The 15066-nt window shown below is 73.0% G+C and carries 16 protein-coding genes; 9 read left to right on the forward strand and 7 right to left on the reverse strand.

Annotated elements, in window-relative coordinates:
- The first annotated feature begins 21 nt into the window (after window positions 1-21).
- The 9 genes from ABD811_RS18980 to ABD811_RS19020 all read left to right on the forward strand — a co-directional run bounded on the left by ABD811_RS18980 (window position 22) and on the right by ABD811_RS19020 (window position 7365).
- Window positions 22-453: a hypothetical protein gene (locus ABD811_RS18980; protein WP_344949083.1), complete on the forward strand. Its 432-nt coding sequence runs from the start codon at window positions 22-24 to the stop codon at window positions 451-453.
- The gene (locus tag ABD811_RS18985; protein WP_344949086.1) at window positions 450-1373 is read left to right on the forward strand and encodes a hypothetical protein; all 924 of its coding nucleotides are present in this window, start codon (window positions 450-452) and stop codon (window positions 1371-1373) included. Before ABD811_RS18980 ends, ABD811_RS18985 begins: the two co-directional genes overlap by 4 nt.
- Complete coding sequence (locus ABD811_RS18990; protein WP_344949089.1) at window positions 1360-2814, forward strand: V-type ATPase 116kDa subunit family protein; 1455 nt, start codon at window positions 1360-1362, stop codon at window positions 2812-2814. Before ABD811_RS18985 ends, ABD811_RS18990 begins: the two co-directional genes overlap by 14 nt.
- A complete protein-coding gene (locus tag ABD811_RS18995; RefSeq protein ID WP_344949092.1) occupies window positions 2811-3053 on the forward strand; it encodes an ATPase in 243 nt (80 codons plus the stop codon). Before ABD811_RS18990 ends, ABD811_RS18995 begins: the two co-directional genes overlap by 4 nt.
- A complete protein-coding gene (locus tag ABD811_RS19000; RefSeq protein WP_344949095.1) occupies window positions 3050-3277 on the forward strand; it encodes a V-type ATP synthase subunit F in 228 nt (75 codons plus the stop codon). The genes ABD811_RS18995 and ABD811_RS19000 overlap by 4 nt, the downstream gene beginning before the upstream one ends.
- Before the next feature lie 71 nt (window positions 3278-3348).
- Window positions 3349-3834, forward strand: a complete 486-nt coding sequence (locus ABD811_RS19005) for a hypothetical protein (protein ID WP_344949098.1) — start codon at window positions 3349-3351, stop codon at window positions 3832-3834.
- Window positions 3819-5324: a V-type ATP synthase subunit A gene (locus tag ABD811_RS19010; RefSeq protein ID WP_344949101.1), complete on the forward strand. Its 1506-nt coding sequence runs from the start codon at window positions 3819-3821 to the stop codon at window positions 5322-5324. Before ABD811_RS19005 ends, ABD811_RS19010 begins: the two co-directional genes overlap by 16 nt.
- Complete coding sequence (locus ABD811_RS19015; RefSeq protein ID WP_344949103.1) at window positions 5321-6766, forward strand: V-type ATP synthase subunit B; 1446 nt, start codon at window positions 5321-5323, stop codon at window positions 6764-6766. Before ABD811_RS19010 ends, ABD811_RS19015 begins: the two co-directional genes overlap by 4 nt.
- Window positions 6763-7365 (forward strand): V-type ATP synthase subunit D, encoded by a 603-nt coding sequence (locus tag ABD811_RS19020; RefSeq protein WP_344949107.1) that lies wholly within the window; start codon window positions 6763-6765, stop codon window positions 7363-7365. Before ABD811_RS19015 ends, ABD811_RS19020 begins: the two co-directional genes overlap by 4 nt.
- A gap of 23 nt (window positions 7366-7388) precedes the next feature.
- Here ABD811_RS19020 and ABD811_RS19025 read toward each other — a convergent pair whose 3' ends face one another.
- From ABD811_RS19025 to ABD811_RS19055, 7 genes are all read right to left on the reverse strand, one after another.
- Window positions 7389-7850 carry a pyridoxamine 5'-phosphate oxidase family protein gene (locus ABD811_RS19025; RefSeq protein WP_344949110.1) on the reverse strand — a complete coding sequence of 154 codons (462 nt, stop codon included), beginning with the start codon at window positions 7848-7850 and terminating at the stop codon, window positions 7389-7391.
- Window positions 7851-7920: 70 nt separating this feature from the next.
- Window positions 7921-8955 (reverse strand): Acg family FMN-binding oxidoreductase, encoded by a 1035-nt coding sequence (locus tag ABD811_RS19030; protein WP_344949113.1) that lies wholly within the window; start codon window positions 8953-8955, stop codon window positions 7921-7923.
- Between the two features lie 157 nt (window positions 8956-9112).
- The gene (locus tag ABD811_RS19035; protein WP_344949116.1) at window positions 9113-10033 is read right to left on the reverse strand and encodes a universal stress protein; all 921 of its coding nucleotides are present in this window, start codon (window positions 10031-10033) and stop codon (window positions 9113-9115) included.
- A 157-nt stretch (window positions 10034-10190) separates the two neighbouring features.
- Window positions 10191-11183: an HAD-IC family P-type ATPase gene (locus ABD811_RS19040; RefSeq protein WP_344949151.1), complete on the reverse strand. Its 993-nt coding sequence runs from the start codon at window positions 11181-11183 to the stop codon at window positions 10191-10193.
- Entirely contained in the window at window positions 11071-12804 is a 1734-nt protein-coding gene (locus ABD811_RS19045) for a cation-translocating P-type ATPase (RefSeq protein ID WP_344949119.1), read from the reverse strand. Before ABD811_RS19045 ends, ABD811_RS19040 begins: the two co-directional genes overlap by 113 nt.
- 674 nt (window positions 12805-13478) lie before the next feature.
- Window positions 13479-13853: a CBS domain-containing protein gene (locus ABD811_RS19050; protein ID WP_344949122.1), complete on the reverse strand. Its 375-nt coding sequence runs from the start codon at window positions 13851-13853 to the stop codon at window positions 13479-13481.
- 56 nt (window positions 13854-13909) lie between these two features.
- Entirely contained in the window at window positions 13910-14740 is an 831-nt protein-coding gene (locus ABD811_RS19055; protein ID WP_344949124.1) for a universal stress protein, read from the reverse strand.
- Between the last annotated feature and the right edge of the window lie 326 nt (window positions 14741-15066).

The raw sequence follows: 15066 nt of genomic DNA on the forward strand, positions 1-15066 counted from the left end.
AACCCGCGAAAGGAGGCATCGGTGCCCGCCATCAGAGACCTGCTGGAGCGGTTCCGGCCCGCGGGCGCGCCCGGTGCGCCCGCCGCCGCGGTACCCGCCGACCGGCGCACCGCCCTGGCCGCCGAGCTCGAACCGGTCTTCGCGCTCCTGGAGCCCGTCGGACAGGAACGGCGCGCGCTGCTGGAGGATGCCGAACGGGAGGCGGACGCGATCCGCGCCGCCGCCCGGGACCGGGCCGCCGGGATCGTCGCGGCGGCACGCGCCCGGGCCGCCGCCGAACGCGCGGCGGCGGCCTCAGCCGTGCGCCGTGCGGCCGCCGACGACCATGCCGCGGCGCTGGCGGCGGCCCGCGATGAGGCCGCGCGGATCCGCGAGTCGGCGGCCGGACGACTGCCGGAGATGGCCGGACGTGCGGTGGACGCGGTGCGGGCGCTGGCACGGGAGACGCCGTGAGCGCGGGCTGGGTCGCCGGAAGCGTGCGGGCACGGGCGCTGGCGCGGCGGCGTCTCGGCCCGGGACGGGCACGGATGCTCGCCGGATGCGACTCCCTCACTTCGGCGCTGGACATGCTCGCCGTGTCCCCGTACCGGCGAGGCGTCGACAAAGGCCAGACCGTGGCCGAGGCGCAGCATGGCGTCGCCGCGACCCTGCTGTGGCATCTGCGGGTGCTGGCGGGATGGCTTCCGCGTGACGGGGTGACGTTGCTGAGGGCGGCGGCGGGCTGGTATGAGCTGGCCAACATCGACGGGCTCATGCAACGGTTCGACGGCCTTGACGCGGAGAAGCCGTTCACCCTCGGTGCCGTGCAGACCGCGTGGCCCCGGCTCGCCGACGCCACAGGCCGAACCGACCTGCGTGCCCGTCTGGCCGCCTCGCCGTGGGGCGACCCCGGAACCGGCGACCCGTACGGGGTGCGCCTGTTCCTGCGGCTGTCCTGGGCACACCGGACAAGCGGGGCGGCGGCACGGGTACTGCCCGTCGCTGCGGGCTCGGCGGCGGCACTCGTGGCGGGGGAGCGCTTCACGTCCGGGAGGGACCTGCCTTCGTCGGCGCGGGAACGCGCCTGCCTGCTGCTCGGCGAGCGGGCCGTCCAGGCGGCGGGCCTCGCCGAGATGACCGATCGGCTCCCCGCCGCCGCACGCTGGGCACTGGCAGGCATCGACGACCCTGCCGACCTGTGGCGGGCGCAGGCCCGCTGCTGGACGCGATTGGAGCGCGACGGCGAGGCTCTGCTGACGTCCGGGGGATTCGGTCCGGAAGCGGTTGTGGGCGTCGTGGGCGTTCTCGCCGCCGATGCCTGGCGCGTCCGGGCCGCCCTGGAGATCGCCGCTCATGGCGGCGGGCCGTTGGGAGTCTACGATGCGGTGGCCTGAAACGCTGCGGCCGCTGCGCATGGCGCGCGTGGCCGTCGTCGCACCCGAAGAGTCGCTGCGCCGGGCCCTCGCCGTCACCGCCGACGCGGGCGTCTTGGAGCCCGACCTGCCCGACCCGGAGTCGCCAGCGCCGGGCAGAGCGTCCCAGGCGTTGCGGCGGACGGGCGGCGGGTCGGCCGAACCGGCGCTCACCCTGGACGCCCCGGACCCCGAGCAGCTTGCTCGGGATGGGCGGCTGGACCTGCTCGCTGGAGAGGCCGAGCTGGAAGCGCGTTCGGCTGCCGTGTTCCGCCGGGGAAACGTGGCGGCGCTGGCCGGATGGACACCCGAGCGGGCCCGTCCCGCGTTGGCGGCGCGGCTCGCCGAATCGGGTGCGGCCGTGGTGCCCCTGCCGTACCCGCGCGGAGCCGAGACGCCCACCCTGCTGCCCGGCCCCGGCCGGGGCGGTGACGGCCTGCGCGGCGGCGGCCTGCGCGGCGGCGGCCTGCGCGGATCGCTGGCGCCACTCGTCGAGACCTACGGGACGGTGCCGTACGCCGACATCGACCCCACGCCCCTGGCCTGGGCGGCGTACGTGCTGATGTTCGGGATGATGTTCGGCGACGCCGGGCACGGCCTGATGCTGCTGGGCGTCGCGGCGGCTTTGCTGGCCGGATGGCCGGGACGGCTGCGCCGCCTCCGCCGGGCCTGGCCGTTCGTGCTGGGGGCCGCGGTCACCAGCATCTTCTTCGGGCTGCTGTACGGGGAGTTCTTCGGACCGACCGGTCTACTGCCCGTGCTGTGGCTGAATCCGCTGGCGGAGCCGGTGACGCTGCTCGTCGCCGCCATCGGCGTGGGTGCGGTGCTGCTGGGTGGCGCGTACGTGATCGGCATCGTCAACCGGTGGCGCGAGGGCGGTTGGCCGGTGGCGCTGTACGAGCCGTCCGGCATCGCGGGCGCGTCGCTCTTCCTGGGGCTGGGCGTGGTCGCCGTCGGACTACGCCTGTCCTTGCCAACGCTGACGATCGCCGGGGCGCTCGTCGCCGGGACCGGTCTCGCCCTCGCCTTCGCGGGCTTCCTGGCGGGCGCGGGGGGTGGTGGCACGGGCGTCGCCCAGGCGATCGTCGAGCTGTTCGACTTGGTCGTCCGGCTGGGCGCCAACGTGGTGTCGTTCGCCCGGCTGGCCGCCTTCGGGCTGGCCCACGCCGCACTCGCCGGGATCGTGTGGTCGGTCACGGCCGGATCGTGGGCGCGCGGCGGCGCCTTCTGCTTGGTGGCCGTCGTGGTGTTTGTTGTGGGCACTGCGGTGACGTTCGCGCTGGAGGCGCTCGTCGCCGGCATTCAGGCGTTGCGGCTGGAGTACTACGAGCTGTTCTCCCGCCTCTTCCGCGTCCAGGGACGGCCGTTCCGGCCCTGGCACATCCCGATCCGTCCATCTGCCGAACGGGAGGGCATGTCATGACCGCTGAGATCGTCACCGCGGCTGCGGGCAACTGGGCCCCGCTGCTGGGCAGCGGGATCGCCGTCGCCGGGGCCGCCATCGGCGCGGGCATCGCGGTCGCCTACACCGGCGCCGCCGCGCTGGCCGCGATGAGCGAGCGTCCCGAACTGTTCGGCCGGGCGATGGTCATCGTCGGGCTGGCCGAGGGCATCGCCATCTACGGCCTGATCATCGGCATCATTCTCATCGGCAAGGCGTGAGCGCGATGGGCCGGATCGCCGTCCTGGGGGAGGACGCCCGGGTGCGGGGCTTCGCGTTGGCCGGGGCGCTCGTCCGGCCCGCCGACGGCCCTCGAGAGGTGGCGGAGGCGTGGAACACGCTGCCCGCCGACGTGCGGGTCGTGATCCTCACGCCCCGAGCCGCCGAGCACCTGAAGAGCGCACACCTGGAACACGAACGGCTGACGGTGGTGATGCCGCCGTGACCCCAACACCGATCGACGCACCGATCACGGCACGCACCGCCTCATCCCCGGCGCACGACGCCTTGGCCCCGGTGCGGGACGCCCTCATCGGCGGCGCCCGCGCACAGGCAGGACAGACACTCGCCGCTGCGCGGGCAGACGCCGACACGATCGTGGAGGCCGCTCGGCGGGAAGTCGACGCCATCCTGGCCGAGGCCCGTGCGGCGGGCGAGGCCGACGGGCGGGCCGCGGCCGCGGCCGAAAGGTTCGGCGTACGCCGCCGCGCTCGTACTCTCGTCCTGGCCGCACAACGCGAGTTGTATGAGGAACTCTGCCGTCAAGTCCGCGCCGGCGTGCGCGAGTTGCCAGCCGATCCCTGCTACCCGGCCCTGATCAAGAAGCTGGCCCGGCTGGCCAGGCGACGGCTGGGCCCGGCGGCCACCGTCGAGGAGGCCCCGGGCGGCGGCATCGTCGCCCGAACCCCGGATGCCGAAATCGACCTTTCCGCTGACGCGCTCGCCGAACGCGCCTTGGCCGACCTGGGAGCGGAGGTGACGCGGCTGTGGACCCGGAAGTGACACGGGTGAACGGCCCGCTCGTCGAGGTCACCGGGCTGACCGGCGCCGCCATGAACGACGTCGTCGATCTGGGTGCGGGCCGCCTGCCCGGCGAGGTGGTGGCCCTCACCGGCGGCCGGGCGGCCGTCCAGGCGTACGAGTACACCGGCGGTCTCGCGCCGGGCGCCGCCGTCCGTTCCACCGGACGGCCGCTGTCGGCGCCGCTCGGCGACCACCTGCTCGGCGGGGTCTTCGACGGGCTGCTGCGCTCGCTGCGCGACTCGGACGTCTGGCTCGCCCCGTCTCGCCGCTCCCGCCACCCCACCCCGGGCACGAGCGCGTGGCCCGTGCGGCGTCCCCGCCCATACGCCGAGCGGCTTGACACCGACGTCCCGCTGCACACCGGGCAGCGCGTGATCGACCTGCTGTTCCCCGTGCCGCGCGGCGGCACCGTCGCGGTGCCCGGCGGATTCGGCACCGGCAAGACGATGCTGCTGCAGCAGATCGCCAAGTGGTGTGACGCCGACGTGATCGTCTACGTCGGCTGTGGTGAGCGCGGTAACGAGATGGCCGACGTGCTCGCCGACCTCGGCGAGCTGACCGACCCGCGCACCGGCGGCCGCCTGGCCGACCGGACCGTGGTGATCGCCAACACCTCCAACATGCCGATGATGGCGCGGGAGGCGAGCGTCCACAGCGCCGTCACCGTCGCCGAGTACTTCCGCGACCGGGGCCGTGACGCGGTGGTCATCGCCGACTCCACCTCCCGGTGGGCCGAGGCGCTGCGCGAGCTGGCCTCCCGCACAGGCGAGCTGCCCGCCGAGGAGGGATACCCGGCCACCCTGCCCTCCGAGCTGGCCGCCTTCTACGAACGGGCAGGCCGTGTGCGTACCGCCGCCGGCGGTGAGGGCTCCGTCACGATCATCGGTGCGGTCTCTCCGCCCGGCGGCGACATGACCGAGCCGGTCAGCACCTACACCCAGCGGTTCGTCCGGGCGCTGTGGACGCTGGACCGTGATCTGGCCTACGCCCGGCACTACCCGGCTGTGTCCTGGGCGGGGTCGTTCGCGCGCGACGCCGCCGCCCTCGCGCGCTGGCACGGCGCCCACGGCGACCCCGGATGGGCGACGCGGCGGGCGCGTGTCGGAGAGCTGCTGGCCGAGGCCGACCGGCTGTCGGCCATCGCCGAACTGGTGGGGACGAGCACCCTGCCTGGCCGGGAACGCGTCGTGCTGTTGGGCGGACGGCTGCTGCGCGAAGGGGTTCTGCAGCAGAGCGCGCTGAGTCCCCGCGACGCCTATTGCGATTTGGAACGCGGTGCCGCGCTCGCCGACGCCGTTCTCGCCGTCCTGGACCGCTGCCAGGAACTCGTCGACGCCGACGTCCCCGCCGCCGCCATCGAGGAGCAGGACTTCTCTCCGGTGGTGCGGGCCCGCGAGGATGCAGGCGGCGTCGCGGATGTGCGGGCCCGCCGTGAGACCGTCCTGCACCGGCTAGGGGAGCTGACATGACCGACGCCGACACGACCGAACCGCGCACCTGGGACGAGACACCCGGTTGGGCGTCGATCACCTACACCAGGATCACCGAGTTGCGCGGGCCGCTCATGACCGTCCTCGGAGCGGCAGGCGTCGGATGGGACGAGTTCGCCGACATTCGCGTCGTCCCGCAGGACGGTGACGGTGAAGAGGAGCGACGGCACGGTCTGGTGCTCGACACCTCCGCCGACCGTGTCCTCGTCCAGATCTTGGAGGGGACCGGCGGCATGCGGCCCGGCGGCACGCGGATCACCTTCAGCGGCACCCCCATGCGGATCCCCGTCGGCCCCCAGTGGCTGGGACGCGTGTGCGACGGGCTGGGTCGCCCCTTGGACGACGGCCCTCCGGTGTTCGGCACCGCAAGCAGCCCGGTCGCGGGGTTGCCGCTCAACCCCGTGCACCGCGAGCCGCCCGCCGAGGCCGTCCTTACCGGCATCTCGGCCATCGACGCGCTCACCACCCTGGCCCGCGGGCAGAAACTGCCGGTCTTCTCCACGGCAGGACTGCCGCACCTGGAACTGGCCGCGCAGATCGCCGCGCAGGCGTCGGCGGGCGGCGAGCCGTTCTGCGTCGTGTTCGCCGCCATGGGCCTCACCCATGCCGACGCCACGGCCGTCCGCCGCACCCTTGAGGACCGGTCGGCGGCGGGGGACCTGGTGCTGCTGCTCAACCTGGCCGACGCCCCCGTTATCGAACGGCTGATGACCCCCAGGATCGCGCTCACCGTGGCCGAGCACCTGGCCTTCGACCTCGGCCGCCACGTGCTGGTGGTGATGGGGGACATGACGGCCTACTGCGAGGCGCTGCGCGAGGTGTCCGCCGCGCGCGGCGAGATCCCCGCCCGCCGCGCCTACCCCGGCTACCTCTACAGCGACCTGGCCTCGCTGTACGAGCGGTGCGGCCGGATCCGGGGCCGCACCGGCTCGGTGACGCTGCTGCCCATGCTGACCATGCCCGGCGGCGACATCACCCACCCCGTCCCCGACCTCACCGCCTACATCACCGAAGGCCAGATCGTGCTGTCGCCCGACCTGCACGCCCGCGGCGTCTACCCACCCGTCGACGCGCTCGGCTCGCTGTCGCGGCTCATGCGCAAGGCCGCCGGGCCCGGCCGCACCCGCGCCGACCACCTCGACGTCGCCGCGCAGACCCTCGCCGCCCTCGCCCAGGCCCGTCGCGTCCGCGAACTCGGCGAACTGGTCGGTACGGCGGCGCTCAGCGACACCGACCGGCGCTACCTGGACTTCGAACGGCGCTACGAGAGCACCCTGGTCAGCCAGAGCGTCGCCGAGGCCCGCCCGCTGGAGGAGACCATCGACCGTGCCTGGAAGGCGCTGTCGTCTCTGCCCCGGCGCGAGCTGACCATGCTGCCGCGAGAGTCGATCGAGGCCCACTACCCGGAGGAGCAGCGATGATGGGCACCCCGTCGGGAAGGGCCGGACGGCTGTGGCTGCGGCATCGCCTGGATACGGCCGAACACGCCGTCGACCTGCTCCAGCGCAGCCTGCGCGTCATGCGCGACGAGCGGGAACGGATGCGCCTGCGCGCGGCCCGCACCGAAGCGGAATGGCGGACGCGTTGCGCCGAGGCCGAGGCGCTCGTCCTGCGCGCCACCCTCGTGTGCGGCCGCCGCGCACTCCCGCTGGCCACCCCCGCCGAGCACGCTCACGTCACGATCGACCACGCCGTCACCATGGGCGTGCGCCACCCGGCCCACGCCACCTGCACGGCTCCGCACGAGCACTCCCGCGCCCCCGACGGTCTCGCCTTCGCCTCGGCCCGGCGGGCCTGCCAGGACGCGCTGCAAGCCGCCTGCGCGCACGCCGCCACCACCACCGCCCTGGCGGCCCTGGACCGTGAGATCACCGCCACCCGGCAGCGCCTGCGGGCGACCGAACGCCGCTGGCTGCCCCACCTGCGGATCGCGCTCGCCCAGATCGAGTTCGTTCTCGAGGAACAAGAACGCGAGGACAAAGCACGCCTTCGGCGCGGCACCGCCCGCGAACCGGCGTGATCGCCGACGCCCCCGCCGGATGGTTACGGCTGCCCCTCGGCCTCGCCCATGTGTTCCACGTGAACTCCTCCCGGGTGCAGGGGGAGGCGGCGGCCGGTCACGTGACGGGCCGCGATGCGCACGAAGTAGGGCCTGGCGTCGGTGACCCAAGGCGCCAGCCCCAGTGTCTCCAGCCACCGCTGTTCGTCGGCGTCGGTGATGATCGTGGCGGGGCCTTCGGCCAGGACGCTCCAGCCCACCTTGAGGGCCGGTTCGACGTCGTCGGCCTCGAAGATCATCGGACGCTCCCGGGCGACGGCGGCGAGCTTGGCACCCTCGGCGGTCCGGAAGACCACGGTGTCGCCGTCCATGACGAAGTTGACCGGGAGCACCGTGACCCGTCCGTCGTCGTCCGCCCAGGCGACGCGCCCGATCGGCACGCCGCGTAGCAGGGCCAGGCACGTCTGGCGGTCGAGAACCTGGATCGGCTCGTCGGTGCCGGGCATGTCGTCCTCCTTGAGCACTCGGACGGTCGGCGACAGAAACCGGCCGGGGTTGCGGTGCGGCATCCGCCGTTCAGAAGTCCTCGGTCATGGACTGGTCGGCCGGGCGACGCACGCTCGCCGGCGCGGCGTCGGCCCTGCCGAGCCGCAGCAACATCTGCGGGTACCGGCCGCCGCACAATCGGCAGCGGATCAGCTCCCGCAGTTCGGGGATCTCCAGGGCCTGGGTGTGGAACGCGGCCGCGACGTCCTCTTCGGCCCCGCGCAGCAGCATCCGTTGCAGCGCCTGCCCGGCCCCCAGCCAATCGCATGGCGTGTCCCCCGACGTGGCGATCAGCATGACGAGCCCCGTCACCGCGTCCTGGTCGCCCGTCCTTCCGGCGCCGGGGCCCGTTCCCCAGCCTTGGCCGCGGGCGAAGTCGCGTCCGGGAAAGAAGTAGGGCTCGGTGCGCGGCTCACGCCGCGGGTAGGCCGCCGGGTGCACCCCCTCCGGACGCGAGGTGCCCGGCCGGGGCGCCCAGCGGGCGTACTCCCGTCGGTACGGCGCGTCGAGCTGCTGCAGGCTCTCGGCAGCCTCCGTCAGCGCCGCCAGGACCCGGAGGGCATGAGGGTCTTCCATGACCAGCGGTGTGGCGCCCTCCCGTCGCGCCTCCAGTTCCATCGCCGACCGCAGGGACGGTGAGATCTCGTGACCGGGCAGGAAACCGCCCCGGTGGGTGCGCCTGCGCCGGATCTGCTCGTACAGCCGCCGGTCGTCCTCACTCTCGCCGGCTCGGCCGCCCAGGATGACGTCGGCGAGCAGGTTGGGACGGTCCGGGTCGGGCAGCAGGCGCACCTGCGGCTCGTACCCAAGCCACCGCACGGCGATCCGCAGGGTGAGCAGAGCGGCGCCGCAGCTGATCAGCATCTCTCTGCCCGTGGGATCGGCGACGCCCAGCCGCCGATCCGGATCGGCGCGCAAGGTGATGCGTGATCCGTGGTGGCTGAAGCTCCACGGCTGCGTGTTGTGCACGGAAGGCGCCCACACCGCCGCCTCGACGGCCTTCTGGACGTCCTTCGCCAACGATTCCGCCGGACCGTTCCGGCCCCACCGCCGGGTCGATTCCACGCTGACTCCTCGCGCCGGACTACCCGTCCAGCACATCGCACGGGCCTGCGTGCCGGTAGGGACGAAAGGCACATTCCGGATGGTGCTTATGTCGGCGTTCCTCCGTGAACCGCCTGCTGGTGGCGCTTTGTCGTGTTGCCGTGGACGCGTGCATGCATCACCACGGCTGATGCGCTGGCACTATCGCCACTGAGCAGGTGGCCTGCGCGAGCAGAAACTGGGGGACGGGGCCAAGGAGCGCCTGCGGGGTCGAGCCGATGCCACGGTCGCCCACCACCAGAAGCGCCGCGTCCTTGGCGGCGTTGGCCAGGGCGTGCCGTGGCGTGTCCACAACGAATTTGGCATCGACCGCCACCTTGGGGTACTCGTCACGCCATGGCGTGACGGCCTGCTCGAATTTGGTGATCGCCTCGTGCCGTACCCTCTCGGCGTCGATGAAGGGCGCGCGGTCTGGACTGGGTAGGGCGGCCGGGTCCCACCAGCCGCAGACGGCCGTGACCGAGGCGTCGCGCAGTTCGGCCTCCTGGAAAGTGAATCCGAGCGCTGCCTGGCTGGCCGGGGAGCCGTCCACGCCGACCACGATCCGCGCGGCCGGGCGTTCGGCGGATGGTGTCGGCCGGACGACGATGACCGGGCGGGAGGCGTGGGCGGCGACCTGCGCCGCGGTGGACCCCACGGTGAGTCCCTCAAAGCCGCCGTGCCCTCGCGCTCCGAGCACGATCAAAGTGGCGTCGCGGGACGCCTGCAGCAGCACGGAGGAAGCCGACCCCCGCTCCAGGCACCAGCGGACCTCCAATCGCGTGGCGAGCGCGCGGGCCCTGCGCACCCCCGCGTCGGCGACGATGGCATGGGCCTTTCGCACACCCTCGTCGGCGACGACCGCTCCCGCGCCACGAAGGATCTCAAGGGTGTCCTCGTCGGGCGCGGCCAACGAGTACGGCCACTGCCACGCGTGACAGACGGTGAGTGGAAGATCGCGGAGCTGAGCCTCCTCCACGGCCCAGCGCAGTGCCTGGTCCGCGGCCACCGACCCGTCATAGCCGACCAGGACGGGGCATCCGTCGCCGTTGCCGCTCATTGGCCGCCTCCCATCTCGACCGGAGATGTGTCCAGCTCACCAGGGCGCAAGCGCACCAGACAGGGACGGCAGTCCCTCAGACGAGGGACCTTCGGACCTCCGGCCCCCGCCCTTCCCGGACGACGCCACGTGGTCGTCTTCGGCAAGCTCTGGCTGCTCACTCATTGGACCGCGTGAGCGGTGCGGGATGCAGGATGCGATCGAGGCGGACGGCGACGTAGCCGAGCACGGACAGGCCGAACACGACGCCCACTTCCGCGATGGTCAGCGGCTCGGTGCCGAGCAGGTCGCGCAGGGGCGGCAGGTAGAGCCCGGCGAGTTGCAACGCCAGGGCGGACGCGACGGCGACGAGCAGCATGGGGTTGCTCCAGGAGCCCGGCCGGGAGCGGGAACCGATCGCGACCGCGAGCTGCGTGGCGCCCAGGGCGAGGAAGGCCATGCTCTGCCAGGGGTGTCCGGTGTGGTGCGCCCAAACGGCGACCCCGATGGTGACGGCGGTGAGGACGACGGCGATGCGCAGGACACGCTGCCACAGGCCGGCGCCCATGATGCTCTCCGTGGGCGGGCGGGGTGGCCGATCCATGGCGCCGGGTTCGACGGGCTCGCCGCCCAGGGCGACGCCCGGTAGGCCGTGGGTGATCAGATTGATCCACAGGATCTGTGCCGGCAGCAGCGGCAGGGCCAGCCCGAACGGCGGTCCGAGGAGCATGACCGCGATCTCGGCGGCCCCGCCGGACAGGGCGTAGACCAGGAAGCGGCGAATGTTGCCGTAGACACGGCGGCCCTCCTCGGTCGCGGCGACGACGGTGCCCAGGTCGTCGTCGGCCAGCACCAGGTCGGCGGCCTGGCGGGCGACCTCGGTGCCGCGCCGGCCCATGGCCACGCCGATGTCGGAGCGGCGCAGCGCGGGCCCGTCGTTGACGCCGTCGCCGGTCATCGCCACCACCTCGCCGCGTTCGCGCATGGCCTGGATGATGTCCAACTTCTGCGCCGGGGTGGCGCGGGCGAACACCGCCGTGCCGGCACTGTCGGCAACGTCATGCGGGACGCGGCAGTCGGCGACCGGGTCCTCCGGGCCGATGACGCCCAGTTCGGTGGCGACGGCGCGGGCGGTGCCGGGATGGTCGCCGGTGATGAGGACCGGCCGGATCCCCGCGCGGCGGCAGGCGGCGATGGTCGCGGCCGCCGCCCGCCGCGCGGGGCGGGTCGAGGATCGCGACCAGTCCGAGCAGGCGCAGGCCCTGCTCCAAGGGCTCGCCGTGCCGAGGGGAGGACGGCCGCGTGGCCTCGGCCACCGCCAGCACGCGGAAGCCGGCCCGGGCGAGCTCGTCGGCGCGGGCGGCGGCCCTGGCCACCAGCTCTGAGTCGTCGGTCAGGACCGTGCTGCCGAGCACCGCCTCCGGCGCCCCCTTGCACACGACGCGGAACCCTCCGCCGGGCAGCCGGTGCACGGTGGTCATGCGCTTGCGGTCGCTGTCGAAGGGGCGTTCGTCGTAGCGCGGGAAGCGGTCGTTCAGGTCGCGGCGGTCGATGCCGACCTTGGCGGCCGCGGCGAGCAGGGCCGCCTCGGTGGGGTCGCCCAGCGCCGTCCATTCCCCGTCGGCGGTGCCGGGCGGGGACAGCCGTGCGTCATTGCACAGCACCGCGGCCATCAGCAGGTCGGCCATTCCATACGGGTCGGGCCCGTCGAGCGTCCGGTCGCCGATCTGGATCCGCCCGCCGGGCGCGTAACCGGAGCCGGTGACGGTGGCCTCCGCCGCGGGCGTCCACAGGCGGCGCACGACCATCCGGCCTTCAGTGAGCGTGCCGGTCTTGTCGGTGGCCAGCACCGTGACCGACCCAAGCGTCTCGACCGCCGACAGCCCGCGGATCAGGGCGTGCCGCGCGGCCATCCGGCGGGCGCCCAGCGCCAGGCCGAGCGTGACCACGGCGGGCAGTGACTCGGGGACGGCCGCCACCACCAGGCTGATCGCGGTCACCACCATCAGCTCGGCCGGTTGCCCCCGCACCAGCCCGAGCGCCAGCACGACCGCGCACAGAAAGACCGCGACACCGGCCAGGACCCGGCCGACCCCGGCCAGGCGCCGCTGCAACGGCGTCAGAGCAGCGCCCTCGCCGAGCAACGCAGCGATCCGGCCGGTGGTGCTCGCCGCCCCCGTGGCGGTGACGACGGCCCGGCCACGGCCCTTGACGACCACCGTGCCCGCCGAAACCGACGCCTCCGCGGGGACGGCGACGCCCCCGATCGGGGCAGCCGTCTTGTCCACCGGGACCGACTCCCCGGTCAGGGCGGACTCGTCCACCAGCAACGCCGCCGCCTCCACCACCGTGGCGTCGGCCGGAACGATGTCCCCCTCGGCCAGCACCAGCAGGTCGTCCACGACGACCTCGGCCGCGGGGATCTGCCGCTGTGTGCCGTCCCGCACCACCCGCGCGGCCGGTGCGGTGAGCTCAGACAACGCGCTGATCGCGCGGTCGGCACGAATCTCCTGGCTCACCCCCACCGCGGTGTTCACGACAATGACCAGGAGGATCACGGCCATGTCGGTCCAGTCGCCGGTGGCGACGGTCAGCGCGGCCGCCGCCAGCAGCACCACGATCAGCGGGTCGCGTAGCTGGGTGGCGACCCGCCGCCACGGCGGCACCGGCGGGCGCGACGGCAGGACGTTCGGTCCGTCACTCCCCAGCCGGAGTGCAGCCTCGGCCGCCGACAGGCCCCGCGTCCAGGTCGCCGAGATGTCCTCGCGCCGCATCACCGGTCTCTCACCCACCTCGCTGTGCTCGTGCCACGCGATGGCACGGGCACGGCTCCCAGTCTCGGCGGCCCCCAACAGCGCGGACAGGGACGAAGGTCCCGCCGATCGGGCGGCGGGACCTTCGTCCGAGCGTGCCGTCGGCCGTCCGGCCTGGCGGGTCAGGGTTTCATCTTCATCGCCACGGTGTGGTCGAGTTCCAAGGCGCGCCGCAGGTAATTGCGGCCGATGCGGCCGAATCCGTTGATGCCCACGCGGGGACCCATCAGGTTCTCCTCTTCAAGGTTCTCCAGGTTCCAGCGTTGGACCTCGGTGGCCGGCGTCGTAGGGCCTTTGGTCGCGTCTGCTACGCGCTTCGTCCTTCGACGTGTCCAAGGTGAGCATCATCGAATCCCGCAGGCACTGCCCCTGGGGGATGGCAGAACTCGTGCGTCGCATCTGAGCAACCGCCCAGTCCGGTTGGTTGACCTCTCGGAGGGCCCTCAGCAGGCGGAGCGTCTGTACGACACGAAGACGCAAGTCCAACGGCGATTGAGCTACTTGGCGACGCCCGTGCTGCTGTGGCGGGTGCCAGGCTGGGTGTGACCTGCGGTGTCGTCATCTGACGGTCCAGACCGCGCGGCCGATTCCCGATCGACATCCGTGGTGCCCGGTCACCGGCGCATGTCGACATGACCGATGACGGACGGACGCTAGAGAGCCCATGTCTCCAGGGCGAGCAGATCGCGCATCGACACCATGCCGACCAGGCGTCCCTGATCGTCCACCGGCAGATGCCGGATGCCCGCGTCCAGCATGCGGCGGGCGACATCGCGCGAGTCCTCGTCCAGGGCGGCGGTCCTGATCTTCGTTGAGGTGTACGCCGCGGCTGTCTGGGAGGCCGGGTCGGCCGATGTGGCCAGCGCGGTGACCAGGTCACGCTCGGTGATGATCCCGGCGAGGCGTTCACCGTCGAGCACGGCCAGCGCGCCGACCTTGTGTTCCACCATCTGGCGTGCCACGTCGGCCAGCCGCTGGGTTCCCTGACAGCTGAAGATCATCGGCCGGTACACGTTGCTGATCAGCATGTTCCCTCCCCGCTGGGTTGATCACTTTCGCCGGCCGGACGAACACCGCCTGACCGTCAGGTTTCCGGGACGATCACGACGGCGGACAGCGACTGGTGAAGCAGGGCGTTGCCGACGCTGCCCAGAGCCAGCTCCGTGGCACCGGGGCGGTGCGTCGCGCCGACGACGACCATGGCGGCCTGGTCGGAGGCGGCCACCAGCGCCCGCGCGGGATGCTGATCGACGATGGTCCGTGAAACCCGCACGTCCGGATACTTCGATGGCCATCCCGCCAGCGCCTCGGCCAGCAACGTGTTCTCGCCGGCCTTCTGGCGGGCCGCGCCGAACTCGCCGCCGAGCGCGTGAACGGCGCTCAGGTGCGCACCCCGCAGCGAAGCCTCCTCGAAGGCCCAGCCAATCGCCCGGGACTCGCGATCCCGTTCGGCGACCCCCACCACGATCTCGGCAGGCGCGGCATCGGCATCGGGAGCGCCATCGGTGATCACGAGTACCGGGCAGCGGGCGCGCGCCACCAGGCGCAGGGCCACCGACCCGAGGAGGGGACCGCCGAAGTTCTCCAGCCCGCTTGTACCGACGACGACCAGTTCCGCGCGCTCGCTCTCGAACACCAGGGCCCTGCCCGGCTCCTGGGCCAGCAGGCGGATACGGACCTCCAGCCCAGGATGCAACGCCAGCGCGTACGCCTTGGCCTCGCTGAGCAGGCGGGTCCGTTCGGCCTCCAACGCGTCGTAGGTGGCCTCGCTCAACGATCCGTCGCGGTACAACAGCATCGATGCGTGCACAAGCTCCAGCGGACGGCGTCGAAGCCGTGCCTCGATAGCCGCCCACGCGACGCAGCGTGGAGACACGGCAGACCCGTCCACCCCCGCGATCAAGGGTGCGTTCATGAGCCTTCCTCAGTTCGTATCACTTCTCCGGGCGGGCCCTCTGGCGTCCGGCTGCATTTCGTCGGCCGAGGCTGCTGTACGGGCACCACCGTGACGGGACGCCTTCGACAGCAGGCATTGGCCGCCTCCTCACGACCAGAGTGGGCCCAGCCTCGCCGGGCGGAAACGGCCCAGGTAGGGGCCGCCGTCCCTTGGTTCGAGGGACCTTCGGCCTCCCTCCACCTCGGACGTGTGATCAGTGCGCGAGCGAGCGGATCCACCGCGCGGAGCCTTCGATTCGCGCTCGGCGCGTATGTCTCGGCAGCGCGGTCTTCACGGTGTCTGCC

Source organism: Actinomadura miaoliensis, from assembly GCF_039536785.1.
Classification (GTDB): Bacteria; Actinomycetota; Actinomycetes; order Streptosporangiales; family Streptosporangiaceae; genus Spirillospora; species Spirillospora miaoliensis.

Excerpts from the sequence above, each read along its gene's own strand:
- ABD811_RS18990 (WP_344949089.1), top strand. The coding sequence starts at position 1,360 with ATGCGGTGGCCTGAAACGCTGCGGCCGCTGCGCATGGCGCGCGTGGCC.
- ABD811_RS18995 (WP_344949092.1), top strand. The coding sequence starts at position 2,811 with ATGACCGCTGAGATCGTCACCGCGGCTGCGGGCAACTGGGCCCCGCTG.
- ABD811_RS19015 (WP_344949103.1), top strand. The coding sequence starts at position 5,321 with ATGACCGACGCCGACACGACCGAACCGCGCACCTGGGACGAGACACCC.
- ABD811_RS19020 (WP_344949107.1), top strand. The coding sequence starts at position 6,763 with ATGATGGGCACCCCGTCGGGAAGGGCCGGACGGCTGTGGCTGCGGCAT.
- ABD811_RS19025 (WP_344949110.1), bottom strand. The coding sequence starts at position 7,850 with ATGCCCGGCACCGACGAGCCGATCCAGGTTCTCGACCGCCAGACGTGC.
- ABD811_RS19035 (WP_344949116.1), bottom strand. The coding sequence starts at position 10,033 with ATGAGCGGCAACGGCGACGGATGCCCCGTCCTGGTCGGCTATGACGGG.
- ABD811_RS19050 (WP_344949122.1), bottom strand. The coding sequence starts at position 13,853 with ATGCTGATCAGCAACGTGTACCGGCCGATGATCTTCAGCTGTCAGGGA.
- ABD811_RS19055 (WP_344949124.1), bottom strand. The coding sequence starts at position 14,740 with ATGAACGCACCCTTGATCGCGGGGGTGGACGGGTCTGCCGTGTCTCCA.